The organism is Fusibacter sp. 3D3, from assembly GCF_001748365.1.
Classification (GTDB): Bacteria; Bacillota; Clostridia; order Peptostreptococcales; family Acidaminobacteraceae; genus Fusibacter_A.
On sequence record NZ_BDHH01000001.1, the window covers coordinates 294,269 to 321,062 of the forward strand.

Annotated in this window: 22 protein-coding genes and 1 riboswitch; of the genes, 3 read left to right on the forward strand and 19 right to left on the reverse strand. The window is 39.4% G+C overall.

Features of this window, described 5'->3' with window-relative positions:
- Nucleotides 1-16: 16 nt before the first annotated feature.
- From F3D3_RS01260 to F3D3_RS01295, 8 genes are all read right to left on the reverse strand, one after another.
- Nucleotides 17-1,324 (reverse strand): nucleotide sugar dehydrogenase, encoded by a 1,308-nt coding sequence (locus F3D3_RS01260; RefSeq protein ID WP_069870428.1) that lies wholly within the window; start codon nt 1,322-1,324, stop codon nt 17-19.
- Between the two features lie 26 nt (nt 1,325-1,350).
- Entirely contained in the window at nt 1,351-3,288 is a 1,938-nt protein-coding gene (gene flgL / locus F3D3_RS01265) for a flagellar hook-associated protein FlgL (RefSeq protein ID WP_069870430.1), read from the reverse strand.
- Nucleotides 3,289-3,340: 52 nt separating this feature from the next.
- Nucleotides 3,341-4,996 (reverse strand): flagellar hook-associated protein FlgK, encoded by a 1,656-nt coding sequence (gene flgK, locus F3D3_RS01270; protein ID WP_069870432.1) that lies wholly within the window; start codon nt 4,994-4,996, stop codon nt 3,341-3,343.
- Nucleotides 4,997-5,103: 107 nt separating this feature from the next.
- The gene (locus F3D3_RS01275; RefSeq protein ID WP_069870433.1) at nt 5,104-5,598 is read right to left on the reverse strand and encodes a flagellar protein FlgN; all 495 of its coding nucleotides are present in this window, start codon (nt 5,596-5,598) and stop codon (nt 5,104-5,106) included.
- Nucleotides 5,599-5,724: 126 nt separating this feature from the next.
- Nucleotides 5,725-6,003 (reverse strand): flagellar biosynthesis anti-sigma factor FlgM, encoded by a 279-nt coding sequence (gene flgM / locus F3D3_RS01280; protein WP_069870435.1) that lies wholly within the window; start codon nt 6,001-6,003, stop codon nt 5,725-5,727.
- 79 nt (nt 6,004-6,082) lie between these two features.
- On the reverse strand, nt 6,083-6,493 hold the full coding sequence (locus F3D3_RS01285; RefSeq protein WP_069870437.1) for a hypothetical protein: 411 nt from the start codon (nt 6,491-6,493) through the stop codon (nt 6,083-6,085).
- A gap of 23 nt (nt 6,494-6,516) precedes the next feature.
- A complete protein-coding gene (locus tag F3D3_RS01290; RefSeq protein ID WP_069870439.1) occupies nt 6,517-7,254 on the reverse strand; it encodes a ComF family protein in 738 nt (245 codons plus the stop codon).
- A 47-nt stretch (nt 7,255-7,301) separates the two neighbouring features.
- On the reverse strand, nt 7,302-9,557 hold the full coding sequence (locus F3D3_RS01295; protein ID WP_069870441.1) for an ATP-dependent RecD-like DNA helicase: 2,256 nt from the start codon (nt 9,555-9,557) through the stop codon (nt 7,302-7,304).
- 312 nt (nt 9,558-9,869) lie between these two features.
- Between F3D3_RS01295 and F3D3_RS01300 the strand changes: the two genes are divergently transcribed.
- The 3 genes from F3D3_RS01300 to F3D3_RS01310 all read left to right on the forward strand — a co-directional run bounded on the left by F3D3_RS01300 (nt 9,870) and on the right by F3D3_RS01310 (nt 13,264).
- On the forward strand, nt 9,870-11,513 hold the full coding sequence (locus F3D3_RS01300) for a hypothetical protein (protein ID WP_069870443.1): 1,644 nt from the start codon (nt 9,870-9,872) through the stop codon (nt 11,511-11,513).
- Between the two features lie 13 nt (nt 11,514-11,526).
- Nucleotides 11,527-12,687, forward strand: coding sequence for a hypothetical protein (locus F3D3_RS01305; RefSeq protein ID WP_069870445.1), 1,161 nt, complete (start codon nt 11,527-11,529; stop codon nt 12,685-12,687).
- 256 nt (nt 12,688-12,943) lie between these two features.
- Complete coding sequence (locus F3D3_RS01310; RefSeq protein WP_207645333.1) at nt 12,944-13,264, forward strand: DUF4282 domain-containing protein; 321 nt, start codon at nt 12,944-12,946, stop codon at nt 13,262-13,264.
- Between the two features lie 380 nt (nt 13,265-13,644).
- Here F3D3_RS01310 and metK read toward each other — a convergent pair whose 3' ends face one another.
- From metK to F3D3_RS01365, 11 genes are all read right to left on the reverse strand, one after another.
- A complete protein-coding gene (gene metK / locus F3D3_RS01315) occupies nt 13,645-14,826 on the reverse strand; it encodes a methionine adenosyltransferase (protein ID WP_069870448.1) in 1,182 nt (393 codons plus the stop codon).
- 109 nt (nt 14,827-14,935) lie between these two features.
- Nucleotides 14,936-15,038, reverse strand: a riboswitch (SAM riboswitch).
- 99 nt (nt 15,039-15,137) lie between these two features.
- Complete coding sequence (locus F3D3_RS01320) at nt 15,138-16,271, reverse strand: hypothetical protein (protein WP_069870450.1); 1,134 nt, start codon at nt 16,269-16,271, stop codon at nt 15,138-15,140.
- Nucleotides 16,271-17,941, reverse strand: coding sequence for a phospho-sugar mutase (locus F3D3_RS01325; RefSeq protein ID WP_069870452.1), 1,671 nt, complete (start codon nt 17,939-17,941; stop codon nt 16,271-16,273). The genes F3D3_RS01320 and F3D3_RS01325 overlap by 1 nt, the downstream gene beginning before the upstream one ends.
- Nucleotides 17,942-18,026: 85 nt before the next feature.
- On the reverse strand, nt 18,027-19,286 hold the full coding sequence (locus F3D3_RS01330; RefSeq protein ID WP_069870453.1) for a patatin-like phospholipase family protein: 1,260 nt from the start codon (nt 19,284-19,286) through the stop codon (nt 18,027-18,029).
- Between the two features lie 147 nt (nt 19,287-19,433).
- A complete protein-coding gene (locus F3D3_RS01335) occupies nt 19,434-19,865 on the reverse strand; it encodes a rod-binding protein (protein WP_069870456.1) in 432 nt (143 codons plus the stop codon).
- 39 nt (nt 19,866-19,904) lie between these two features.
- Nucleotides 19,905-20,699 (reverse strand): flagellar basal-body rod protein FlgG, encoded by a 795-nt coding sequence (gene flgG, locus F3D3_RS01340; protein WP_069870458.1) that lies wholly within the window; start codon nt 20,697-20,699, stop codon nt 19,905-19,907.
- Nucleotides 20,700-20,725: 26 nt separating this feature from the next.
- Nucleotides 20,726-21,802 (reverse strand): flagellar hook-basal body protein, encoded by a 1,077-nt coding sequence (locus F3D3_RS01345; RefSeq protein WP_069870460.1) that lies wholly within the window; start codon nt 21,800-21,802, stop codon nt 20,726-20,728.
- Between the two features lie 304 nt (nt 21,803-22,106).
- Nucleotides 22,107-22,940, reverse strand: coding sequence for a carboxylating nicotinate-nucleotide diphosphorylase (nadC, locus tag F3D3_RS01350; RefSeq protein ID WP_069870462.1), 834 nt, complete (start codon nt 22,938-22,940; stop codon nt 22,107-22,109).
- A 1-nt stretch (nt 22,941) separates the two neighbouring features.
- Nucleotides 22,942-24,435 (reverse strand): L-aspartate oxidase, encoded by a 1,494-nt coding sequence (locus F3D3_RS01355; RefSeq protein ID WP_069870464.1) that lies wholly within the window; start codon nt 24,433-24,435, stop codon nt 22,942-22,944.
- A gap of 11 nt (nt 24,436-24,446) precedes the next feature.
- Nucleotides 24,447-25,394 (reverse strand): quinolinate synthase NadA, encoded by a 948-nt coding sequence (gene nadA, locus F3D3_RS01360; RefSeq protein WP_242877056.1) that lies wholly within the window; start codon nt 25,392-25,394, stop codon nt 24,447-24,449.
- A 181-nt stretch (nt 25,395-25,575) separates the two neighbouring features.
- The gene (locus F3D3_RS01365; protein WP_069870466.1) at nt 25,576-26,607 is read right to left on the reverse strand and encodes a rod shape-determining protein; all 1,032 of its coding nucleotides are present in this window, start codon (nt 26,605-26,607) and stop codon (nt 25,576-25,578) included.
- Nucleotides 26,608-26,794 lie beyond the last annotated feature (187 nt).

Sequence of the window (26,794 nt, forward strand, 5' to 3'; positions counted from 1 at the left end):
TCATAAAAATATGTCTTTATAACAATTCAATGTTATCACGCATTTTGACATCTTTCATCGCATTTTTAGTATCGAATATAACGCGCGCCTGCTTTTGAACGTATTCATAATCCACAGTCGTATGTGCTGTGGTTATAACGACCACATCGGCTTCTTGAATCAAACTCGTGGTAAGCACCAACTCGCTTTTTTTCACAATACCGCTTTCTTCATACTCAGGTACAAAAGAATCAAAGTACTTGACTTTTGCCCCGAGTTTTTCAAGTTCATCGATCACTCGAATCGCAGGGCTCTCTCTGTAGTCTTCAATATCTTGCTTATAGGCAACACCCAGTGCCAAAATACGAGCCCCATTGAGCGCCTTCGCACTTTTGTTTAAGAGCTTCATAATACGTTCTACGCAATACGCCGGCATGCGATCATTGATCATCATCGAAGATTCAATCATGGACGTATGAAAGCCATATTCTCTGGCCTTCCAAGACAAATAATAAGGATCCAGCGGTATACAGTGTCCGCCAAGCCCTGGCCCTGGATAAAAGGCTTGGAAGCCATAAGGCTTTGACTTTGCAGCCTCAATGACTTCCCATATATTGATGTCCATTTTCTCGCAGAGCATCGCCAGCTCGTTGATCAAACCAATATTCACATTGCGGTAAGTATTCTCTAGTATCTTCTCCATCTCCGCGATCGCGGGAGATGAAACCTGCTTAATAGGGGCTTCCAATATGGCTTCATACAATGCTGCCGCAACTTCTGTGCACTTAGCCGTTACCCCGCCCACTACCTTGGGCGTATTCTTGGTTTTATAAATTAAGTTGCCTGGATCTACACGCTCTGGGGAAAACGCCAAATAGAAATCTTCACCGCATTTCATCCCTGTGGACTCAAGTATCGGTCTGAGCAATTCTTCTGTTGTTCCAGGATAAGTGGTCGATTCAAGGACAATGAGGATGCCCTTGTGCATATAGGGCAGAATACTCTCCGCAGAAGCTTTAACATAACTGATATCAGGCTGTTGGTGTCGGTCTAAAGGCGTCGGCACACAGATGCACACACAATCCGCACCTGCGACCTGACTGATCTCTGTGGTGGCTGTGAGCAAACCACTCTTAACAATTTCAGAGAGATCTTCGTTTACAACATCCCCAATGTAATTTTCACCCCTATTAACCTTGTTTACTTTTTCTTCTTGGACATCAAACCCTATGGTTTTATAACCTGCTTTAGCTTTTTCAACCGCTAGGGGTAGGCCCACATAACCGAGACCAATAACCCCGAGCACCGCTTCTTTGTTCTTAATTTTCTGTATGATTTTATTCATCGTTCCACCTGTCATCTGCTTTTATCCTACTGAATAAAATCCACTAAAGTAGGTTGAATCACTTTGGCGCCTACACTGAGCGACGCTTTGTATATGCTCTCTAAACTCTTGAAATAAAGAATTGTTTCTGCATAATCAATATCTTGCGTGTTGGAAAGCAGTTCTGTAAAAGACAATATATTTTCTTCTATTCTGGAGGAAATAAAGGTTAAGCGGTTTGTTTTGCCCCCGACCACGCTGGCCGATGTAATCACTTGATCTAAGTGCTTATCTAGCTTTGTGATCATACCCTCTATGATCGCATCGTCTTTATCATTAAGCCCTTTAATAAGATCTTCAAGATCAGTCATAAGCTTACTTTCAGTCGCCTGAACGCTATCCACTTCCAGTGTCGTCTTACTGCCATCATTGACACCTGTCGTCGTAAAATCAATCGTTGTACCATTATCCGCCTTTACGACGATGGTACCTGCTGGTGGAAATTTGGAGTCTAAGCTTGATTGCATTTCCGTTTTAAGCGCCGCCACAGTGGTGATGCCCTCCATGTTGATCTTTATCGTTTCAGAATGTCCATTGTATTTGACGACGAAAGTCTGAATGCCACTTTGCGCTGCAACATCTGCATCGTACACTGGATTCTTACCCGATAAAGCGATCCCATCTCCGTTTGTTCCCGCTGTAACCACTGGTGTGTACAAGGCTGAAGGTCCAGCCATGGAAACCGTTGAAGCCGATCCATACGCCTTAGGTTCAACGACCAAATTGCCACCGCTAAAATAGACCGTTGCCACATCGCTCAAATGACCACTGCCGTCTGTCGCATTGTGAAAAGCACTGATCACTTGTGCCTCCGTTAATGGTGTTGTGGTGCCGTCTAGCGTTGACACATCCACTGAGTAAGTAACACCATTCACTGTGATATCTAAATTATCCGCTGTATAATCCGCACTTAGGCCAAAAGCACCCGTTGCATTTGTTTTTGTACTGGTGGCTCCGTTGACGTTCACCCCCGCTGTAAAGCTTGGCGTATAGCCCGCCGAAACAGCGACTGCCATAGTCGATACGGTACCTGTGCCATAGCTCTTAGCTTCTATAACCAATTCATCTGATGTGTTAAAATAAACGTTAGCAACATCTCCTAATTTCACGGTCCCAAATTGAGCACTCTGATAGGCTTCGATGACGCTTTGTTTGGATATTGGTTTTAAAGCGGTCCCGACCAATTCTGTTGTATCCACCGCAAAAACGTCTGTTCCGTTTATCGTAACATCCAGATTAGTTGGCCCCACCGCATAGTCCAGCGTCAAATCAAAATTGCCCTTTAAGGCTGAATGTGTCGCTGGTTGATACGCTCCAGAAGCATATGAAATACCATTGGAGATCACAGTATCCAGCTGTACGATTCCAAAAACATCTGTCGGATACGTGCCTGTATCTAAAAACTCTCCTACGGCAACCTGAACTTTCATCGTGTCCTTATTCAAAAGCCTTTGACTGGTTAAATTAATGTTGTAAGTGCCATCCTCATTAAACAACTTCGAATCGGTTTCTAGTCCCGAAAACAGATACTTCCCCGCCATACTTGAATTTCCAGAAATGATGAGTTCTTTTTTGAGCTGTTCGACCTCTGCGGCCACCTTTGAGGTTTGTTCGTCAGTAAGTGTACCGTTCGCTGATTGTACAGCCAGTTCACGAATTCTTTGAAGCATGTCTTTAATCCCCGTAAGTGCACTTTCCGTCATATCCAAAACACCTTGCGCATCTTTAGCATTTGTTTTAAACATCTCAAGTTCAGAAATATCAGACTGATATTTTAAGACCTTGGTAATCCCAACTGGATCATCAGAGGGCCTGTGAATCCTTTTACCCGTTGACAGCTGTGTTTGTTTTTCAGACATTGAAACCAAGTTCCTGTTTGCATTCCAAAGCATATCTTTTATCAGCATTGTATTTGTTACTCTCATAATATATCACTCCAATTTTGGTAATAAACACATTCACCTTAGGAAGATGTGATTATCTTCCACCTGTTCCAAGTCTATTGACCACAAGATCTAACATCTCATCAAACATATTGACCATTCTGGCATTGGCATTATATGCGGTTTGAAATTTAATCATATTTGCCATCTCTTCATCTAACGAAACGCCCATGACAGAATCACGACTGGTTGAAAATTCGTTGAGCAACACCGCCTGATTCGTCGCCATCCTTTTAGCGGCGGCAGAATCCACCCCTAAATTGGAAACTAAAGATTTAATATAATCCTCTGGCGCCCCCCAGCTGTACATCGTTTCGTCATGACGCGTGTTGAGCATCTTTGTAATATTGCTTGCATCCCCCGTTAAATCTTCGGTTTTTGTTGCTGCTGCAATCTTATTGACATCCTCAAGATCTTTCGCGATCGTCATCTCTTCTGCTTTCATCCTATCCACAACCAAATACTGGTCATCTACTTTGCGTATAAACTTCTCCTCATACTGAGGATTGTTCGCAAATATCTTTGCCTTGTTTGCGCGTATGATGTCATCATTTTGTTCATCCGTATTGGTGTCTAAAACACCCTCTAACACACTTGTCGTAACATCTACGGCTTTTTTTCCATCTAGGCCTTCATTGATCAAGTGATTCTTGTATTCGGCAGTGGTCATATTGTTAATGGTGAACATGTAGTAGCCCGTATCCCCAGTTAGACCAAAGCCCTCTGAATGAATCTCGTTAAATGTATCTGAAAAAGTATCCACAAAATCATTCAACATGGAAACATAGTACGGAATACCCTTATTATCCCCCTCTATGTTGTCTCTTACATCCATTAAACCCTTAAGAGATCCCGAAGTAAGATTAACGGTATTGCCATCTTCCCATTTAAGATCCACAATTCGGTCCGAATCATTTGAATTGAGTTTTTCAGTTCTCTCCTCAAGTTTGAGGGTATCTCTTCTAAAATGCGACACTATATTGTGTCCTCCAATAGAAACATGCAGGCGCTTTTGATCATCTTCATAGTAATCTATATTGGTGAGTTCTGACATCTTATCGAGAATCAACGCTCTTTGATCTCTGACATCGTTCGCTGTGCTGCCTTCAAGTTCAGCTTCATAAATCACTTTATTTAGGGATACAACCTGCTCTGCATAGCCGTTGAGTTGATTGACGGAAGTTTTAAATTGGAAATTTAAATCAGATTGCATGTTTTTGAGTGCACTCGAGATGCTGTCTATGCCTTCTGAAAGCGAGATCGCGGTTTGTCTTACAAGCGTTCTTGCGGTTAAATTTTCTGGATTTTTAGAAAGTGTTTCTAAATTGGTATAAAAAGTGCTCATAAGTGTTGAAATACTGGAGGTCGATGGTTCATTAAAAATACTTTCAATCTGTGATAACACATCTCTTTTAGCATTCCACTCTTTTGAAAGCGACGTCTCGTCTCTAATTTTAAAATCAAGGTATGCATCCCTGATTTGCTTAACTGCTGTTACGTCAACACCTACGCCTAAAGTGCCCATGCCACCGGTTAAAACCTGTGGTTTGTAGGCCTGCATATTCATCACTTGTCGTGAATAACCTTCTGTATTTGCATTTGCAATGTTGTGAGAAACAACGCCAAGCGCTCTCTGATTGGCAAATAGTCCCGATAAAGATATGCTTAATCCCATAAAACCTGATGACATATGATCGCTCCTTTCATTGCCTCCCTGCAAATTAATCATCATCGTAATTTAATTGTCACTATAAAACGAAACTTTTGAAATCTCACAGAATTCAAAAGTTAAATCGCCTAAATTCTGGCATCAAAGATATTCTTTCTCTCCGAATCATCTGTGATTGCTTTTTTATTGTATTGCCCGCTTTCATCTGAAACTTGAGTCAACAGATCTAAATTGAAATTGATCATATTGAGTTTTTCTTCAATCAGTTTTGAATTGAATTTATTTTCGTCAGCCACATTTTTAACCAGTACAACCAAATTGTTTTTCGCCTCTAAAACCAGTTTTTTTTCATTAGGGTCTAAAAATTGTGCAAGTTGAGTTACATTTTCAACGAACTCCAAATTATGCTCTCGCATCACGAGATCCACAACTTTTTCGCGAATTTCCTCAAGTTTAAACAGAGTTACAACAAGACCCTGCTCTTCGCTCACAAATTTCTCAAGGTCAGAAATGCGCTGTTCCTTTATACTCGCTCTCTTTTTTTGAGATATTTCAAGGACATCCTGATATACTTCTCTCTCTTTTTCAAGCGTTATAATCAATTGCTCTACACTTTTACTCATTAAAACATCTCCTATTCCTTGCAAAAATTTGTGCTTTAAATCCAACTTCTGTGTACACACCTCTTTAGCGTTCTAATATAAGAACCGGACAAACGTCCGGCATATGTAGGGGCTAAGAAATCGGCGTTATTTTGTTAATCCCTTTAAAATATGGTCTGCAATTTGCTCTGCATTTGGTTTGTAGCTGCCAGAGCTAATTTGTTCTTTAATCGCATTGACTTTCTCGCTTCTCACTTCTGGAACCTCTTTAAGGGCCTGCATTGCCACTTGATAATCTCTCGCTGCACTTGAAATTTCAACTTTGTCGCTCTTAAAGCCAGTCTTTTCTGTTTCCTCAGTCTTCTTAACGTTCTTTCCATAAGTCTTTAGAACGTTTTGAATATTTGGACTACCTGTAATTCTCATATAAAAACACCCCCGTTCGTGCCGATTTCTCTACTAGAGCTATCGGCATAAACAGGGGTAAGTTTAGTACTTTTCTAAATTATTTTTTTTCTTTAATATGCATCCCTACTCGAGTTCTATACTGGTCGTTTTCACCAATACCCGCTTTAAGACCATCGGTGAGATTGCGAATACACTTAGGACAAAAACGGCCTCCACCTTCTGCAGGTTCTCCACAGCGTTCGCAAAATGCAATAATCGTATTTTCCCCGAGCACTATTTTACCATCGCGTATCCACTTGAGGATTGCTTCTGTTGAAATTCCAGTGCCTATACTGACATCTTTTACGCCTGAAGTTGGATTGTCGTAAATGTATTCTCTCACTTTTGTAAAACCATCGTCAATATCCTCATTGCATCTAGAACACAAAAAATCATGTCCATTTACAGCAGCAAACAAGCGATTACACTTCTTGCAGTTTTTTAAATTGCCCATTTTATTTTCTGTCATTCTTAAAGCCTCCCAAAATGGATCTATTGCCCCATGGCAAAAGTGATACAGTAAATTGCCTCGGCACCTGCCTCGTACAACACCTTCGAACATGTATTAACAGTTGTGCCCGTCGTATAGATATCATCTATTACAAGTACAACTTTGTTTTCAATCTTATGGCGTTCTTCTTGCTTTATTATTATAGCATCTTTTAACATCAGCTTCCTAGCTTCTTTGTCCAATTGCTTCAGTTTTTTTGTCCTCTTATGCCGCTTGAGCTGCACCATCTGAATGTCTCTCTCAAGCATTGTTTTTATCATCTTTGCAATCAATTCACTTTGATTAAACCCTCTAGCCCACTTTCTCGTCCAGTGAATCGGCGTGGGCACGACGACCTCAATTTTGTCTAAAATATGCTCTTCGATTAAGCGTTTGATCATGAGCTCAGCGATCCCCTTGCAATACTCCGTTTTGCCTTTGTATTTCAGTCCCAAAATCATCTTTTTGGCAAGCGTATCGTAATGTGCACAGGAAATATGCCTTGTGTAATAATGAAATTGCTCTTGGCAAGTCTTGCATTTATATTGATAAATGTCCAATTGATCGTAGATTATTTCAACAGGGCGATCACACTTTTGACATCTCGTGGTATCTATCTTAAGTTGTTCTAGACAGGCATTGCAAAAGAAAGATTCAGTCATTTGTGGATCATATTCTGCGTCACACCCAAGACAATTCAGTTTTTCTGGAAAAAATAGATCTGCTACATGCTCTAACATCTAAAAACACCACCTCTCAATGCCTCATTAAAATTTATACACCGCACCTAATCGCTTTGATCCGCAAGTGTCTCCCAAACCTTTTTAAAATGGACGAGCCGCCCTTTTAAGTTCGAGAGCCTGCGCTCTTCATGCGTTTGATGAATCATGTGATTTAGATATTTTTTATCCCCAACCAGCACGACCAGTTCCCGAGCCCGCGTTATTGCTGTATACAAGATATTTCGGCTCATGAGCATTGGCGGTCCGTAGCTCACAGGCATGATCACCACTTTAAACTCACTGCCCTGGCTCTTATGCACGGTCACCGCATAGGCTAACGCGAGCTCATCCAGAGATGCATAATCATAAACGACTTCTTTCTCTTGATCGAACACTACCGTAATTTCTCTATAGACCTCATCAATCATAGTAATAAAGCCAATATCGCCATTAAAGACCCCTTTGCCTTCTTCACCAAATCGGTTTGTCCAATCTATATTATAATTATTCTTAATCTGCATGACTTTATCGCCCCTTCTAAAGAGCTTATAGCCTATTTTCTTTTCACCTTTTTCTGGTGATTCCGGATTTAAAACACTTTGAAGCATCGTATTTAAGGCATCTACCCCCACACCAGTGCCCTTCATGGGTGCCAAAATCTGAAGATCTTCCATGGCATTAAACCCATAGTAATTGGGCAGGCGGTCTGTTACAAGTGCTTCAATCTCTTTTAAGATTTGATCTGCTTTCGTATGTGAAATAAAGAAAAAATCCTTGTCTTTTTTATTGAGGACAGGTGCTTCTCCACGATTGATTTTATGCGCATTTTCCGCGATCAACGAAGTTTCTGACTGCCTATAAATCTCATCCAGACATACCGAAGGAATCACACTAGACTCTAGGATCTCCTTTAGCACACTTCCAGGACCCACAGAAGGAAGCTGATCTGAATCGCCCACCAAGATCAAGTGACTCCCTTCCTTTATGGCGTCTAGTAGACGGTACATCAAAAGGATGTCCACCATGGAAATTTCATCTATGATGATCACATCTGCTTCAAGTGGATTCTGGTCATTTCTTTGAAATTCCATATCACCTTGAAACTCTAGGAGTCTATGAATCGTCTTGGATTCTCTTTGTGTGGCTTCTGTCATTCTCTTCGCAGCTCTACCAGTAGGTGCCGCAAGTAACACTTTTTTACCTTGCACTTCAAAGGCGTTTATCACCGTATTGATAATGGTTGTTTTTCCTGTTCCCGGCCCACCCGTTATAACGAAAACCCCGTTTTCAAGGGCTTTTGCCACAGCAAGCTTTTGCTTTTCACCTAAGAGGATGCCCCTTTCCTCCTGATATTCTTCAATAAAACCATCCACAAAGGTTTGAAGCGGCTGATTGTTCATCATCATGAGTTTGACAAGTTTAAGGGCAACTTGTTGCTCTGCGAAATACAATGTAGGCAAGTAAACTGCTAAATCAGTGATTTCATCCCCGCTACCATCAGCTTCTGGTTGAATCTGCTCCACTTGCACATCACCTTTGACTGCAAGTTCTGCAATCATTTGATCTACCAAGTCACTGGGAATGCCAAGTTCACGTTCCGTTAAATAACAAAGTGCTTTCTTGCCCAGAAAGCTGTTACCACTTCCCGCTTCTTTGTTCAGTATATAAAGTATCCCAGAGGCAATTCTAAAAGGAGACTTAGACTCAATGCCCATTTTTTGAGCCATTTGATCGGCAAATTTGAACCCGATACCGCTGATTTCATCCGCAAGAATGTAGGGATTTGTTTCAATTTTTTCTATGGCCTCAAGACCGTACTTCCGATAAATCTTCATAGCCATATGCACGGTTATATTGAGATTCTGAAAGTACATAATAAAATCTCTGAGTTCATATTGTTCTTTATACGACAAGACAATTTGCTCTAGTTTTTTAGGCCCAATGCCTGGAATTTCAAGTAGTCTTTCTGGATTTTCATGAATGACTTCAAGCGCTGAGTCCCCAAACGCTTGGATCATGAGTTGAGCGGTAGCTTCTCCGATCCCCTTAATCACACCAGAACTCAGATATTTATAAAGCTCTTCTCGTTCTTTAGGCTTCACATGTTCTAAATACTGAACCGTTAGCTGCTCGCCATAGATCGGGTGAATCTCAAGTTTTCCAGAAACGCGAAGCCTATCACCAGACTTAATAAATGGGAGGGTTCCTTTAATACAAATATAGTCTTCATGTGTATTGAGATTGGCAATCATAAAGCCCGTTTCATCATTTTGATAAATGATTTCCTCTATGACCCCTTCATATAATAAAGCCTCTGACATTTTATGTAGTCTCCCATTCTGTTTAGGTGCAATTAGAACTCACGTTCATAGTTTATCATAGTTTATCATAGTTTTTATAGTGACCGATATGATTTTTTCATAAAATCTATATTTCTCAATTTAATGCGGGTGCTATGCATTGCCCCTAAAGCATTTTACAAGTCTAATGTATAGCATTTTTGTTATTTACTTTCCAAGATACAAATACATTAATATTCTTTAGATTTTAGACAATATTATTAGTGCAATTATTATTCACAGATAGTAGAATTAAAAATGAACTATATTTAACAATTAACTTTGGGAGGTTATATGAGAAGACAATCTTTACTTGCGTTCATCATTATCTTAAGTCTATTTTTGACGGTTGGGTGTCAAAAAAGCGAAGCAGAAATCAGAGCAGAGCTCAAAGCCGAAATGGCATCAGAAACAAAATCAGCTGAAAATAATGCAGCGGATACAAATGCACTTTTAGGCACTGCAAAATCTGAAAACGATGAAATCGTATATCCGTATTTAAAATCAATTTATCCAGAATTAACACCTGAGGCATTTAATTTAAATTGGAATTTAACCTACTCAGATATTACCAGAGAAGGACATCTAGATGTTGCAATCGTTGATACATCAGGGTATTCCGCCGCGATCTTCTTAACTTCAGATTCTGGGAAAATTGAGCCCATAAAGTCTGATGAGATTTTTACAGAAAGTAACACCACAATTGAAATTAACGGTGACTTTATCATTATACACGGAACACCACATGGTTCAGGTCTTAATGGCAATTACATCGATATTGCTTATTTCGACGGAAACAAAGTTAAATTGTTAACGCATGAGTCACTCTATACTGACTATCGTGCCGGAAATCAAAGTTATCAAGAAGGTGCAGGGACTATTACACTTAATAATGGCTATTCTGATTTCAACTATAGCTATCAAGTTAAAAGTGTCGATGCCAATGGCGCAGAAAAAATTATCAGTGTGATCAATCTAAACTATGCCTTTAATCCAGACACTGCAGAATATGAGCGTGGCCAAATTGGGGAGAATTTTTCTGAACTCGATGCGAGTCCATCCACAACCTCTGAATCGACATCATCCACTTCTATTACAAACGATTACCATCAAGGTTATGATGTCCATGTAAAAAAGGATCAACTCTACATCACTTATCACAATACAGGAAACGAAGAAGTGCTTTTAACCCCTATTGAAATAGATTATGCAACACCTTCTTCATTTGATCCTTCAAGAATATATTTCACAACGAAAGCCAAGCCTTACCAAACTTATTATTACAATTTGAACAGCATGTCTACTGTCTATATAAATGATGGTCAGTACGTTACTGATTTAAAGGATTCACCATACGAGCATTTTGTAGTCCTCGCTCAGCTCAAAGACGGATCAACGGTTAGAGATGTATTTGATGATCGCGGACAATTTTACTGTACATTGGGCGTCCGACTAGATAAAGACTTAAACAATCAAATCAGCCTAGCCTATGAAACTGCAAATTCTGATTTAACATTAGGCAGCATGAAATTAACTGGCTTTGAAAATGAAATTGTCAATGACACCCCTCTATCTTATGAAAATTATAGTTTTGTGCTCATGCCATGGTATACAGGTATAAATCAATCTAAATTGACAACAAACAACATCAGTTTCAGCGATAATCCCAATAATACCAAAATTACTTTTGCTGTTTTAGGAACGCTTAAAAATGTAAGCATCACTTATTATGGCTCTATGGATTCAATCGGCGAAGTTGAAAACGTTGGCGACGTAAGCAATCAACTCATCAATGCCTTTGCACTTTATAGTTCAGATGTTTCCCACATAAAAATCAAAGGCACGGTAGATCTAGGCGAAGGATTTACAAGGGATGTTGATTATGTAATAGATACAGTCAGGGATTATGATCAATATGAAATCCTTGCATTTGAATAAGGGAGGTCTCTATATGAAGGCTCAATCAAAAATCATTTTATCCATTTTGCTCTGTTTAAGCCTGATACTCTTTTCTGGGTGTGCACGGAAATCAGAAGAAGTCATTCGTGCTGAAATTAAAGCTGAACTTGAAGCTGAAGCTGAAGCAAATCAATCCAACACAAATACTGAAATTAATACAGACGCTCAAGTCATCACAGGGCTCATCACGATTAACCCCAGTCCCTTTGAAGAGGGTATCCTACTGGATGAACCTATCGTCTTTAATGGAAAAAGTTACTCCGAGATAGGGTTTCAAGATGCATACTTTTCAAAATATTTAGATCGAACGCTTTTCGAATATTCTCCAGATGGCCCCATTTTATCAGGACAATATTATAACAATATCCCTATCTCCGTCTCAATAACAAAGGACTCCCTTCGATTAGATGACCGGAATCTCCTGAGCGCACAGATTGATAAAATCATTTCAATTAACAATCATTCCGATCTTATTGATCGTACTCAAGAAGATTATAGTCTTGAATTCTATGAAACTGTTTTCAACACAATGATAGAATTCAGTATGGATATAGCGACTTATCCTGAGGACATTCACGAATTTATACTCTATCAAACAGATTCAATGTTTAAAACTGCCGTTGATAAACTCATTGATTCTGGAAAATTTATCATCACTGATGGCGATCATTATGTTTTATCTGATGTATCTAATCCAAGCGAAGATCAAGGTCAGAGTATTGAATACAATCTTCAAGATCTTAAAAATGGCACTGCTATAGCTGGTTTAGTTGTAAAGGGGAATCAATTTAAAGCAGGCGATTCTACGGTTGATTATACACTAGAAGGTTCGACCAGTATAAGCGGTGAGTTATTTTATGATGCTGAGTTTTGGGAGGCTTATATATTTGTTTTTCAAGATACCGAGCTTTTGAATTATAAAATCAAAATTGAATTCCCAGATCAATATATTTTTGACCAAACTTTTTCTTCATGCGTCATTAGAAATCAAGAGGAACTTGAAGCAAATTTAACCGCTGAAGAAATTGAACTGATTAAATCAGGACAGTCTTTGAAGGTTACCATGCTCCTTAAAGACATTTCAACTTCCTATATGTATCAGTCAGAAGGTGGCATTGGTGCTGATTTTATAAGCCTAAGTAGAATACAATAAATTTTGATTTAAGATCCAACGCCAGTGTAGCTGTAAGGCATCAAAATCCAAAAGATAAGCAACCCTCTATCCTATGATGTCGTTTACGGGAAATTCGCGATACAGCATAGGGTAGAGGGGTAACTGTTTTTTTGACACTCTAATCTTATATATAATAGAAATTTCATTCATATTATGCTATTATTGTTAACATACGGATGATGCTCAATCATTTCCTATTCGGAATGGAAAAACTATTATAAGGAGGTCAAAACGCATGGAAGATATGAAAAAAGATTTTGACGACGTCAAGAAAGAACTCCAAAAGGAAGGGCTTGTCAAAACATTTCTAAGTTTTGATAAAATGATTACCCCTACTTTAATTAAAATTATTTTCTACATCGGCATTTTATTGTCTACCCTCACTGGACTAAGTATGATATTAAGCGGTATGAGATCACATTTTGGCGGCGGCATACAAGTGCTTTTAGGATTATTAACACTGGTGATATCGCCAATCGTCGTTAGAGTTTACTGTGAACTTTTAATTGTAATTTTCAAAATTCACGATTCTTTAAACGAAATAAAAAATAAGTAAAGCTATTATTAGACATATTTTGAATTGACATCTTTACATAAGGCATCGGGTTGACCATTCCCAACTCTGTGCCTTATTTTGCGTTTAAAATGGACGATGTCCATCAACCTGTAAAGTAATTTTATACACTACAAAGTTGAAATCCCCCCACCCTATATATATGCTGGATGAACAATCCGCAGGCGGAAACCGCCGAGGACTCTTGTTCAGGAAGCATATAGTCCATCAACCTGTAAAGTAATTTAATACACTATAAAGTTGAAATCCCCCCACCCTATATATATGCTGGATGAACAATCCGCAGGCGGGAACCGCCGAGGACTCTTGTTCAGTAAGCATATATATAGGGTGGGGGGATGCCCTTAATCTAGTGAATAAAATTACGCCCCAAAAGCGTCTTTCTTAATCGCTTCTGCTCTATCCGTTTTTTCCCAAGGTAAATCGATATCTGTTCTACCAAAGTGACCATAAGCAGCCGTTTGCTTGTAAATAGGTCTTCTGAGGTCAAGTTCTCTAATGATTGCACCTGGTCTTAAATCAAAGTGTTTTGCAACGAGCTCTATGATGCGCTCATCGTCAATTTTACCTGTACCAAAAGTTTCAACCATGATCGAAACAGGATGTGCAACGCCGATTGCGTAAGCAAGTTCAAGCTCACATTTATCCGCAACGCCAGCTGCAACAAGATTTTTTGCAACATACCTTGCTGCATAAGCAGCAGAACGGTCCACTTTTGTAGGGTCTTTTCCAGAAAAAGCACCACCGCCATGTCTAGAGTAACCACCGTAAGTATCTACAATGATTTTTCTACCCGTTAAGCCTGCATCTCCTTGAGGTCCACCAATTACAAATCGACCCGTTGGATTGACTAAAATTCGCGTATTGATCAAGAGTTCTGCTGGAATAATGGGGTTAATTACATGCTTAATCAAATCTGCTTCTATTTGATCTCTCTCAACCTCTGGTCCGTGCTGAGTCGAAATTAACACAGTATCCACTCTAGCGGGCTTTCCATTTTCATCATATTCAATGGTCACTTGCGTTTTACCGTCTGGTCTTAAATACTCCAAAGTGTTGTCTTTTCTAACATCAGTCAATCGCTTCGCAAGTTTATGAGCCAGTGAAATTGGAAGCGGCATTAATTCTGGTGTCTCATTACAAGCGAAACCGAACATAATCCCTTGATCTCCTGCACCCACTTCATCTTCCATATTGCCCTCTTTACTCTCAAGTGCTCTATCAACACCCATTGCAATATCATCAGATTGCTTATCTATCGCCACGAGCACACCACAGGTATCCCCGTCAAAACCAAACTTAGCTCTGTCGTAACCAATGCCCTTAATGGTTTCTCTAACCACATTTTGAATGTCTACATAACAGTTTGTTGTGATTTCTCCAGCAACCAAAACCAAACCTGTTGTCACAGATGTTTCACAAGCAACTCTTGCATTTGGATCTTGTGCAAAGATTGCGTCTAAAATTGAGTCGGAAATTTGGTCACAGATCTTATCTGGATGACCTTCAGTTACAGATTCAGAAGTAAATAATCTTCTTGCCATTCTACGACACCTCCATTAATCATTATAGTTTTGATAATCCTTTTATATCTCATTGATGAATTCTAGTCGCAAAAAAACCTCTTCATAAGAAGAGGCGAGCATTCTCACAACCTCATCTTCCAGATATTTATCATATCTGTAGGATTTAGCACCGTGTAAAACCGGTTGCTGGACTTCATAGGGCCTATTCCCTCCATCGCTCTTGATAAGGATTACTATTAAATTTACTAGATCATAATAGCACATGATTATCAATAACGCAATAGCTAAATTGCGAACAAAATTTAATTCACTTGAGACATTACAGCCATCTAGCCCCTCCAATTTTCTAAAAAGTCAAAAATATTGTCATAGGCACTGTTCATAAAAGAGTACAGGACAGGATGATCTGTTTTGACTTCGCATATAAACTGCATACTCTCCTCATAGACTAGATTGTCACTAAAAGCTTGATCTACCGCCGCTAAGGCTTCCTTATTCAACGCCCCCACAACGAGTTGTCCATCGCTTGTGAAAAAATAGAGCGCAAATAAATCGCCGTTTAAATAGTAGGGATTTTCACCGACATGGTCATTATGTGGATTAAACTCGCTGTAAAGCCTACCATTATAATACTCAAAACACATCATTTCTGGATTTTGATCGTGAAATCTTCTTTCAAAAAAAGCATCCTCAAGCGTTAAAATCATCATATATTCAGGCTTGTTTAGATTAAACGAAGCTTCAATACTAGAGATTTCCAAACTTTCAATAACCCCAGCCTTCTCAACCTTCATAACGGCTTTATCAATCTCAATTTCGATGACGACGATTTTATAACGCGTTTCAAAATCGATAAGCGCTTCACAGTGATAGATTGCTTTTTGATCCGTTTCAGACATACAAGTTGTAGTGTTTTTTAATAAGCTGCAGGGTTCATCCACAATTTCAAAAGCTTCATCTATTAGACCCTCTTTCCACAAAAGCATCGTAGGGGGATAATCACAGCCTACCGTCCGCATCACAAAGTAATTCAGAAGTGATATTTCATGCTCTACATCTGGGCAAAGTCTTTGATAAAGCTGAATCTCCTCATCTGTTGTAAGACCTGTATAAAGCGTTTCAAAATCCAATTTAAAGCTTTCAAAATCTACCAATAACTCAATTGAATTCGGATCTACAATATAGGCAGACTTAATCAAGAATACAAATTCTTCATAGTTTATCTCTACAAAGATACCCCCGAGCCCGCCTGTGACCCCTAAAATGGTATTTTGAATCTCTCTGGGGGCGCCTTCTAGAAAATGATAAAACCCATCAATGCCATAGGCCTCATAGTCCAGATGAAAGATTTGAGTAATCCGCTCATTTTGTGTATTTTGCCATTCGCACACAAGACCAACAACACCCATTAACCTGGTGTTGGTGGCCTTTGCATTTAGAAATTTTAATTTTGATCGATTCATTAAGAAACGACCTCGGCAACAATGAAGGATTTATAATATTCCAATTTTTGTTTTGCTTCCTCTGGTGTCTCCGCTTGAATTGAAAAATAAATTTTAAGCTTCGGTTCAGTTCCAGAAGGTCTTAAGACAAACCAAGAATCTTCATCTAAATAGTATTTAAGCACATCAGATTTCGGAAGCCCTGTATCATCATTTAAAAAGTCGATGATCCGCTCAAATTCAAAATGATCCGCCGCATGCGCTCTGAATCTCGCCATAATGGACATCATGACAGAATGTCCCTCTTTACCTTCAAACTTCTTAGAAATGGTCTCCTCTATGAAAAAACCATGTTTCTTATAAATTGAGTCGAGCTGCTCTAACAAAGAACACCCCTTTTGCTTAAAATATTCTGCCATTTCAATCGCAATGAGGGTTCCCATAACAGCATCTTTATCCCTCACATGTGGATCGAATAGATAACCGTAACTTTCTTCATAGCCCATGACAAAATGAGGTTCATCTTTTTCGATCTGTTCTCCTATAAATTTAAAACCTGTCAAAGTTTGAATCAATTTTACGCCATAATGATCAGCCTGTCTTTTGGCAAGATCTGATGAGACGATTGTATTGACCACATAATGTTCAGGCGTTAAATCGCCTCTTGATGAGAGCAAGTATTCCATGAAAAGAGCGCCGATTTGGTTGCCATTTAATACACGATACACGTTTTTATCTTTAACGAGCAAACCAATGCGATCACAATCTGGATCGGTTGCGATCACTAAATCTGCACCATGCTTTTCAGCATATTCTATCGCAACTTCAAAAGCCTCATACTCTTCTGGATTTGGTTTTTTACAGGTTGGAAACTCACCGTCTGGTTGCATCTGTGAACTCGCTTCTATCAAATTTGAAAAAGCCATTTCCTTGAGAACGCGTTTTATCGTTGCGCCGCCAGTCCCATGAAGAGGGGTGTACACCACTTTAAGCGTTGAGTTCTTTAGGAGCTCTGGTCTTACAGAAACCTTTTTGACCATTTCTATATAAGGCAAATCCACATCTTCACCGATCATTTTAAAAAGTCCCTCTGCAAGTGCCCTTTTCTTATCCGTTCGCTTAACTTGCTCAAAATCCGCTACTTGATTAACATGCTCTATAAGCGCATCTGCTAGATCCGGTACCAACTGACACCCTGTTTCATCATACACTTTGTAACCGTTGTATTCCGGTGGATTGTGACTTGCGGTAATCATGATGCCGCCTATGCAGCACAACTCTCTTACAGCAAATGACAGTTCCGGTGTAGTCCTAACTTCATCGAACAAATAAGCTTTTATGCCATTCCCTGCCATCACAAGTGCAGATTCCAGTGCAAACTCATACGATTTTCGTCTTGAATCATAGGCGATGACAATTGACTTTTCAAATTTACCCTTAAGGATTGCAGCATCTCTTTCAAGTAAAAAATTTGCAAATCCCTGAGTTGCTTTTCGCACAACGTATTCATTGATTCTATTTGTGCCTGCACCTATAACGCCTCTCATCCCTGCTGTTCCAAATTCCAAATCTCTGTAAAATCGATCATCAATTTCATTTGGACGATTTTCAATTGCCTTTAATTCCGCTCTAAAATCTGCATCAAAATAAGTATTTTCAAGCCACTGCTCGTATTTTTCTCTAACAGTCATATTCATCTCTCCCATCTTCTATTCAATCTACTTCGTTATATCTTATTATATCTCTTTTTATAAATCAAGCCATTGCGCTATGTTTCTATAGTGGGATTTCCCCATCTACTAAAAAGCCCGTCTCAAATAGCATAAAAAATAAGTGTTTTAAAGTTTCGGCCTTTAACTTATGAGGGAATAGGGCATTCGTTTTAACAGACAATATCCCAATCAATTTTTGAGTGAGTTCACCTCTTCCAGAAGATAAATCGATTTTATCTTCACGGTAACGTCTATGAACAAGGCCTACAAGTTGCTCAAACGACAAAATTCTAAATCGATCTATGCCGAGTTCTTGCGCTAAAAATTCATAAAGTGCCAGTGCGATTTCACCATAAGTCGCATTGTCACGGACACCTAAAAGTTGTTTAATCAACGGAATCACGTCTTCAAACAAAAGGCGTTTTGCGGGTTTATCAATGCCCAGAAGTTTCCCCACTTCCTTTAATGTGCGATCCGAAAGGCCAATTAATTCATTAAAGACTAAATCTTCATCAATATCGCCTTTGATATAATACATTTTGCCTTTAAGCGTCTTAAAAACGCGATACGTATCATAGTATCCCATTTTTATGTTATAGGCAGCCTTTTCTCTACTGACTTCTAATGTTTTGCCCAAATTCTCAGAAGGCTTGATCATGGTTATAGCCACATTTTTTTTGTTCTTAATTTTGCGCTGTCTGCCGAGTCCCATTACCCTTATGGCTATAATGTGCTCATACCCTTTTTCTATGAGCATATTGATGGGCAAGTTATCAAACATCCCACCATCCACAAACAGTTTATCATCCATTTTTTCAATTTTAAAAGCCGGAAAATTGGCAGATGCCATGATGTAGTCGTGAAGTTTGCCTTCAGGAATATCCTCAATAAAAATTTCAATCGGTTTTAAATCGCTTAAAGAAAGGGTTACAAGCCCGTATTCGATCTTCGAAGCCCTGACCTCTTGCTCATTAATGATTTCTTTAAGCAGTTTCTTGAGCGGCGTCACATCAAGGCCACCTTGCCTCAATGTCTCCATCAGAAAATTGCCGATTTTATTGATATCAAAATCAGATCCAAATTCAAATTTAGTCACTTTCTCGAGTAATTTCTCATCTCCCTTTATGATGTCCTCAACATTCATATTAAGCCATAGGGATTCGAGTTTCTCAAGGTCTCCCATTGCAATGAGTGCGCCGTTTATCGATCCTATTGAAGCCCCTACTACAGCATCATACTCAATTCCCATTTCTTTTAATGCCTTTACGGCCCCTACATGAAATGCGCCTTTTGCGCCACCACCTTCGAGCACTAATCCAGTCATTTAACACACCTCATTTACATATTTATCTTGTTTATATGTTTTATCTCATCTCACTTATTTATACCACTAAAATAAGAGCTCAATCCCAACTTATGATCCTCTTGTAAAGTCTCATAATTTGCAATTAACCTCTTATTGCGTTTTTCTCTAGCCTTTTACATCTAATGTTATTTTTTCTGCTGAATTATTTTCAGTTGGAACAGTTTCAGAACTTGGATCAGATGCTGCAGTCAATTCATATTGGCGCAAAAAATTCTTGACCATCATATCTGCTAATCCAATCCCACCTGCTTCAGTAATTTTCTTGGACATTTCCTCGTCAAGCAACCCTTCAAAAGTTTCCCTTGCGTTGCTTTTTTCAGTTAAACCACCTTCTTGAACCGTTTTGCGCATTTCCTTAAAAAGCATGTTCACAAAAAACGATTCAAATTGCTCTGCTGCTTCTCTGATTTTAGTTTCATCTTTTGTCTTTGTAGCCTCTTCAAGTTTTTTCTTAAAAGTATCTGTCTCTATCGAATTTTTTTGATCCGTCATTTGAGTCTGATAAACACTACTCAATCCTATATTATCAACTTTCATGTCCTGATCCCTTCTATTGTTAACTCATCTGGATAAGCCTTAACGCTTTAACCCATTTGCAATTTCAAGCATTCTATCTGCTGTCTGAATGGATTTTGAATTCATTTCATAAGCTCTTTCAGCTGTAATCAAGTTAATCATTTCATCGACCACTTCAACATTGCTGCTTTCTATAAAACCTTGTTTTACTTCAGTCGTGTCGCCCTCTTCTAAGCCTTCAATAGGTGTACCCGATGCACCCGTTGTTTTGTATAAATTTTTACCAACGCTCTCAAGTCCAGATGGATTGATGAATTTAGCCAACATAAAATCCCCTAAATCTTCATATTCCTCTTCGCCATTTCGCTTAATTTGTATATTTCCAGTGGCGCTGACATTTAATTCTGTTATATTTTCACCTAATACAATATCCCCGTCAGTCCCCTGTACAAAATAGCCTTCTGATGTAACGAGTTTAGCACCATCTTCTGTTGCCGCAATTTTAAAGTTACCATCTTTTGTAAACCTTTCGTTTCCATTTTGATCAATCACTTTAAAAAAGTGGTCGCCGTTGATGGCAAAGTCTAGGTCTCTTTCCGTCTGTTGCAGGCTACCGCCTTTAAAATCTCTCAAAGTTGCCGAAGTCATTACCCCATGTCCAATTTCAATTGGCACCGGACGGCCTTCACCGTCAATACGATCACTTTGAGTCATTCGCTCATACATAATATCTTTAAATTCAATGCGCTGACCTTTAAATCCCGTCGTATTGACATTGGCCAAGTTGTTAGAAATCGTATCTATTTTAAGTTGTAAATTTTTCATTCCCGATGCAGCGGACCACATAGCTTTCATCTCAAATACCCTCCTCTAAAAACACTTTATACAGCTGCAATATCGTTGACAGCTCTGCCGATCATGTCGTCAATTGTCGTCACTACTTTTTGACTGGATTCATAATTTCGATTCATCTCAATCAATCGAATCATTTCAGATATGGCATCTGTATTAGACCCTTCAATAAAGCCCTGTACAACCTCACCTGTAAACTCGGTCTTTTCCCCCGTCATTTCAGCTTCTGGCTTCTCTCTAAAATAGGAACCCCCAACTTTCTCAAGATCTGCAACGTTGGTATAATCTGTTATCAAAATTTTATCTGAAATTTCACCATCTTGAATCACTTCTCCAAATTCATTGACCGTGAAGCTATCACTTGTGATTTCTATGGGACCATTTAACCCCAGAACCCTGCTGCCATCAAAAGAAACCAGTTCTCCAGCATTATTTATTGTGAAAGCACCATCTCTTGTGAGTAAAGTGCCATTCTCTGTGCTCAAATTAAAATAACCTTGTCCTCTAAGCGCCAAGTCGAATTTGCCACTTGTCATCTCAAGCTGTCCTTGATCAAAATCCGTCATAACCGCGTAACCTCTAATACCAGCACTCATTGTGCCGATCACATTAGGTGACCCCTGTATCACGATATTATCTAGGGTTGCACCTCCAGAGGTAATATTCCCCGCTTCATCAAGCTCAAATTCATTGTCGCCTATATAAATCGGACCGTTCTTCCCAAGTACATAATCCCCTTGTAAGGGATTGACTTGCCCGCCTACATTTTTATAGAGGGTTCTTAAATAACCATCACTATCTTTAAAAAACTTTACAGATTTACTATAATCTATACCGTTTTCTGTATCCACTCTAAAAAAACCATGCTCTACTTGAGCCGTGTATTCTCCATTTCTAGATTCAGAAGACACTTTAGACGCCCCCGATTTATAGGGTAAATTCGACCCATTGATTCTGGTGAACAAACGATTGTTAAAGGATTCAACCTCTAGCGTATCCCTTTTGTAACCCGATGTATTGACATTCGCAAGGTTATTACTAATTACATCTATTTTATGTACATTTGTCATTAAACCTGTGCCTGCTACATATAATCCTTTTATCACATCAATACCTCCAGCTCTTTTACAATTAGAGTATCGGCACTCAGGTCTAAAAACTTTAGTCTTTATATGATATTTATAAAGGTTTCAAACCGCATTACTTTCTACTTAATAACGGTTCTTAATTAATTGTTGAGGATTCAACTATCAGCTATTTCTATAGGTTTTCACTTTTTTTTATATTTTCTTTGTTGTATGCCACGTTCAAAAATGTTATATTAAAAGTGGTTAAAATACCATACCCTTTATTAATTTCAATTTCCTCATTTTGGAATGCTCAAGCGTCGCTTGAACATTCCCTTTTTTTTTACTTCCTAAATCTGAGACTTAAGTCCAACGCCTTAACAGAATGTGTTAACGCCCCTACCGAAATCACATCCACACCCGTTTTGGCGATTTCACTTACACGATCCAAAGTCACATTCCCAGAAGCTTCTAAAATCACTCGCTTTGCCGTTATTGCCACAGCTGCCTGCATCTCTTCTAGACTCATATTGTCTAACATGATAATATCTGCACCTGCATCTATCGCTTCATTGAGTTCTTTTAGACTCTCAACCTCAATTTCTATCTTTGTAGTATGCGGAATATGTGCTCTAGCTCTTTTTACAGCCTCTTGAATACTCCCCACCGCTCTGATGTGATTGTCCTTTATCATAACAGCATCTGATAAATTGAAACGATGATTAAAGCCACCACCACATTTAACTGCGATTTTATCCAATATCCGTAATCCTGGCACAGTCTTACGAGTGTCTACAACTCTTGCATTATAAGGTTTTACCGCTTCAACATATCGACTTGTCAAAGTGGCAATCCCAGACATTCTTTGAAGCAGGTTTAAGGCCGTTCGTTCTGCTCTTAACAGATGAATCGAAAGCCCACGGATTACCGCAAGTTTCTGCCCCTTCTCAACCCCTTCTCCATTTGAAACAAACCACTCTATTTCGCAAGCTGCATCAACCATTCTAAAAGTGCTCTCAAAGACATCTATCCCCGAAATCACACCTGATTCTTTTGCGATGAGATCTGCAACGCTTTTTTCATGACCTGATAAGAGCGTTTCCGAGGTGATATCCCCGTAGTTCATATCTTCTATAAGTGCCTGCTTAATCATTTCCTCTATTTTAAGCTTAATCATTTTACTCAAACTCCTTTATAGCATCGCAAATCATTGCCCTCATCATGACCAAAGCATTATAAAGGCTGATATCTTCTATGCTAGACTCTTTTATAGTTGTTGCTTCTACAGTCTCACTGGAAACTGTTTTTGTATTTTCTATAATGGCACTCACGCGATCACAAAGCGCCTCTAGCGCAGCCTTATCACGATTGATTCCCATGTACATGTCCATCCAGCCTCGTAAAGTCTCTTGATCCAAATCAAACTTCGGTATTTTTGTCCCTTGATCTAAAGGCCGGTTGATGACGCCTTCTCCTTTTAGAGCCTTTTGTTCAATCGCCTTTGCCACGCGCCAGCCAAATACAACCGCTTCTAAAAGTGAATTACTGGCAAGTCTGTTCCTTCCATGAACCCCGGTATGTGCACACTCACCCACTGCAAATAAAGCGCCCATGGAGGTTTGCCCCAAAAGATCAGTCTGTACACCACCCATAAAATAATGTAATCTCGGCGCCACAGGAATCCAATCCTTTTCCATGAGTATGCCCTGTGTCTTACAGAACGCATAGATCGTCGGAAACCTTTCCATTAAAAATGATTTTGTTAAATGTGTCACATCCAGATAGACAAAGGGCACACTTTGGAGTGCTAATTCTCGCTCAATTGCTGAAGATACCACATCTCTAGGCGAAAGTTCCAACCGCTCATCATACTTAACCATAAACCGTTCTAAAGATGCATTTCTGAGAATTGCACCTTCCCCACGCACGGCTTCAGATATTAAAAATTGTCGGCCTTCCAATTCAGGCGTATAGAAAACAGTGGGGTGAAATTGCGTTAAGTGCATATGTGCCGTTTTCACCCCCGCTCTGATCGCCATTGCGATACCACTTCCATCTATGCCATTTGCATTACTGGTGAAACTATATAAATGTCCTATACCACCTGTCGCAAGCACCGTCCATTTGGATAAAATTTCGGTATAGTGTTGGTTTAAATATCCCCGAACACCAAAACACATTTCGCCATCCGTCATGAGTTCTGCTCCAAAAAAGGGCGTTTCCCATCTGATATTTTCAGATGCCTTCACCTGTTCAACGAGTACTTCCATGATGGATTTCCCTGTATGATCACCAATTCTTAGTATTCGGGCAACGCGATGCGCACCTTCCATACCCATAAGGTACTGACCGTTTGAATCACGATCAAAATGAACGCCTAAAATTTCAAGTCGATGCATATTGATTTCAGCTTCTTCTACCAAAACTTTCACACTTGCAGGGTCATTGGTATAATGGCCACTTTTTAGCGTATCTTCATAATGCATCGAGGGTGAATCATACGTTTTGATCATCGAAGCCGCAATACCACCCTGTGCTAAATAACTGTTCGTATTTTGACTGTCTGCTTTAGAAACAATCCATATTTTCATTTCTTTAGGCAACATCAGTGCTGTGTATAAACCCGCTATACCTGCCCCTATAATGACAACATCCGTTTCATAAGATTTCAATTCATCACCTTCTATTTCGATGCTTCAAGCATGGCATGGATTGAATTATAAGCCTTTTGGCTAATTTCAGGCTTAAGTATGATTTCATTGCCACCTGTTTCAAGCACTCTTAACACGTCTTCAAGTCTTGTCTTTTTCATATTTGGGCAAGTAAAGTGAGCATTCAAAAGGACAAATTTCTTCTCAGGGCTATCGGCCTTCAAGGTTTCCATAACGCCTTCTTCCGTGCCAATCACAAGCACCCTAGCATCAGACGTCTTTGCGTAATGGATAATCTGTGACGTTGAACCCACAAAATCCGCTTGATCTACAATTTCGGGTTTACATTCTGGATGCACCAAAATTTCGGCTTCTGGATATTGCGCTCTTATAGCTTCAATGTCTTTCATGCTAATTCTATGATGCGTCGGACAAAAGCCCTTCCATAAAATAACTTCTTTTTCTGGAACGTACTTCGATGTATAATGTCCAAGGTTTTGATCGGGCACAAAGATGATTTGTTCGGATGCTATGCTTTTCATGATTTTAACTGCATTTGAAGAAGTACAACATATATCGCTTTCAGCCTTTACTTCCGCAGATGAATTGACATAACAAACGACTTTGGCATTTGGATATTTATGTTTTTCTGCTCTTAACTGCTCTGCCGTAACCATATCTGCCATGGGGCAACCTGCTTCAAAATTTGGCAATATGACTTTTTTATCTGGTGATAGTAACTTGGCGGTTTCAGCCATAAAATACACCCCACAAAGTATAAGCGTCTCAGCTTCACACTCAGAGGCGATCTTTGCCAGCTCCAGTGAATCGCCAACGTAATCTGCAACTGCTTTTATGGCTTCTATTTGATAATGATGTGCCAGTACAATGGCTTTTCTCTCTATTTTAAGGGCCTTAATCTTTTCAACGATATCGGTATTCATGTTCATATTCGTGTTCGTGTTCGTGTTCCTATTCATGTTACGCCCCCTTCTATGACATTACATGTGTCTTGTCACATCTTCACCAGTAATATATCACAAAAAATGAGTGACTTCAACCATTATACAAAATATAAAAGGATTTCAACGACGCGTCTTTTTTTCAAAAAAACGTTGTGAAATCCTCTTTAGATACTCTTATTCAATTCGTATTTTTATCTTATAGGTAACGCTTCCGCGAAGATGTGGTCATCATATTCTTCTCAAGAATATCCAAATATTCAAGACTCATCCCTGTGCCTTTTGCAACACAACTCACCGCATCATCTGCTATGTAAGTTGGTATTCCTGTTCTCTTTTCAAGTTGTTTGTTAAGGCCGAATAAAAGCGACCCCCCACCTGTCATCACAATGCCTCTAGAACTGATATCTGAAGCAAGTTCCGGTGGCGTTTTTTCAAGTACTGCATGAACTGCATCGCAAATTGAGTTCACAGCTTCACTTAATGCTTCTAACATCTCATCACTTGAAATACTAATATTCTTAGGCAAACCCGTAATCAAATCTCGACCACGGCAATCCATTTTAACCATTTTCGTCCTTGGATATGCGGTTCCAATATTGATTTTAAGTTCCTCGGCTGTCCGCTCACCGATCAAAAGATTATGTCTTTTTCTCATATACCTTATAATGGCTTCGTCAAACTTGTCGCCAGCCACTTTAATGGAGTTGCTCACGACAATACCATCAAGAGAAATAACGGCTATATCAGCTGTTCCGCCACCAATATCAATCACCATGTTCCCATCAGGTTTTGTGATATCAAGGCCTGCTCCGATGGCAGCCGCAATGGGCTCTTCGATTAAAAACGTCTTGCCCCCACCCGCTTCAGTGGTTGCGTCAAGAACCGCTCGCTTTTCCACTTCTGTTACACCACTTGGAACACAAATGATAATCTTAGGTTTAAATAATCTTCTTTTTCCACATGTTTTGTTGATAAAATATCGGAGCATTCTTTCAGTAACATCGTAATCAGAAATAACCCCATCTTTCAGAGGCCTAATTGCGATAATATTTCCTGGTGTACGTCCTAACATTTTTCGTGCTTCGTTGCCGACTGCCAGTACACGATCTGTATTTTTATCAATGGCAACTACCGAAGGTTCTCTCAAAACGATTCCCTTGCCTTTAATATATACCAACACGCTGGCCGTTCCTAAATCTATTCCAATTTCAGCGCCGATTCCAAACATGAATTATCCACCTTCCACATCATTTCTTTATTGACAACTCAATCCTCTATGAATCATTGTCGGTCAAAACTGCGTTTTGCCCGACCCGTTCTCGTCTAACCGCTTAGAGCAGGTTGAAAATTCCTGCCTCTAAGCTGGACGAGAACTAATGATTGATCATTGTCGGTCAAAACTGCGTTTTGCCCGA

Bases quoted from the DNA above. Each gene is read 5' to 3' on its own strand.
- F3D3_RS01260 (WP_069870428.1), bottom strand. From the start codon at position 1,324: ATGAATAAAATCATACAGAAAATTAAGAACAAAGAAGCGGTGCTCGGG.
- flgL (WP_069870430.1), bottom strand. From the start codon at position 3,288: ATGAGAGTAACAAATACAATGCTGATAAAAGATATGCTTTGGAATGCA.
- flgK (WP_069870432.1), bottom strand. From the start codon at position 4,996: ATGTCATCAGGTTTTATGGGATTAAGCATATCTTTATCGGGACTATTT.
- F3D3_RS01275 (WP_069870433.1), bottom strand. From the start codon at position 5,598: ATGAGTAAAAGTGTAGAGCAATTGATTATAACGCTTGAAAAAGAGAGA.
- flgM (WP_069870435.1), bottom strand. From the start codon at position 6,003: ATGAGAATTACAGGTAGTCCAAATATTCAAAACGTTCTAAAGACTTAT.
- F3D3_RS01285 (WP_069870437.1), bottom strand. From the start codon at position 6,493: ATGACAGAAAATAAAATGGGCAATTTAAAAAACTGCAAGAAGTGTAAT.
- F3D3_RS01290 (WP_069870439.1), bottom strand. From the start codon at position 7,254: ATGTTAGAGCATGTAGCAGATCTATTTTTTCCAGAAAAACTGAATTGT.
- F3D3_RS01295 (WP_069870441.1), bottom strand. From the start codon at position 9,557: ATGTCAGAGGCTTTATTATATGAAGGGGTCATAGAGGAAATCATTTAT.
- F3D3_RS01300 (WP_069870443.1), top strand. From the start codon at position 9,870: ATGAGAAGACAATCTTTACTTGCGTTCATCATTATCTTAAGTCTATTT.
- F3D3_RS01305 (WP_069870445.1), top strand. From the start codon at position 11,527: ATGAAGGCTCAATCAAAAATCATTTTATCCATTTTGCTCTGTTTAAGC.
- F3D3_RS01310 (WP_207645333.1), top strand. From the start codon at position 12,944: ATGGAAGATATGAAAAAAGATTTTGACGACGTCAAGAAAGAACTCCAA.
- metK (WP_069870448.1), bottom strand. From the start codon at position 14,826: ATGGCAAGAAGATTATTTACTTCTGAATCTGTAACTGAAGGTCATCCA.
- F3D3_RS01320 (WP_069870450.1), bottom strand. From the start codon at position 16,271: ATGAATCGATCAAAATTAAAATTTCTAAATGCAAAGGCCACCAACACC.
- F3D3_RS01325 (WP_069870452.1), bottom strand. From the start codon at position 17,941: ATGACTGTTAGAGAAAAATACGAGCAGTGGCTTGAAAATACTTATTTT.
- F3D3_RS01330 (WP_069870453.1), bottom strand. From the start codon at position 19,286: ATGACTGGATTAGTGCTCGAAGGTGGTGGCGCAAAAGGCGCATTTCAT.
- F3D3_RS01335 (WP_069870456.1), bottom strand. From the start codon at position 19,865: ATGAAAGTTGATAATATAGGATTGAGTAGTGTTTATCAGACTCAAATG.
- flgG (WP_069870458.1), bottom strand. From the start codon at position 20,699: ATGAAAGCTATGTGGTCCGCTGCATCGGGAATGAAAAATTTACAACTT.
- nadC (WP_069870462.1), bottom strand. From the start codon at position 22,940: ATGATTAAGCTTAAAATAGAGGAAATGATTAAGCAGGCACTTATAGAA.
- nadA (WP_242877056.1), bottom strand. From the start codon at position 25,394: ATGAATAGGAACACGAACACGAACACGAATATGAACATGAATACCGAT.
- F3D3_RS01365 (WP_069870466.1), bottom strand. From the start codon at position 26,607: ATGTTTGGAATCGGCGCTGAAATTGGAATAGATTTAGGAACGGCCAGC.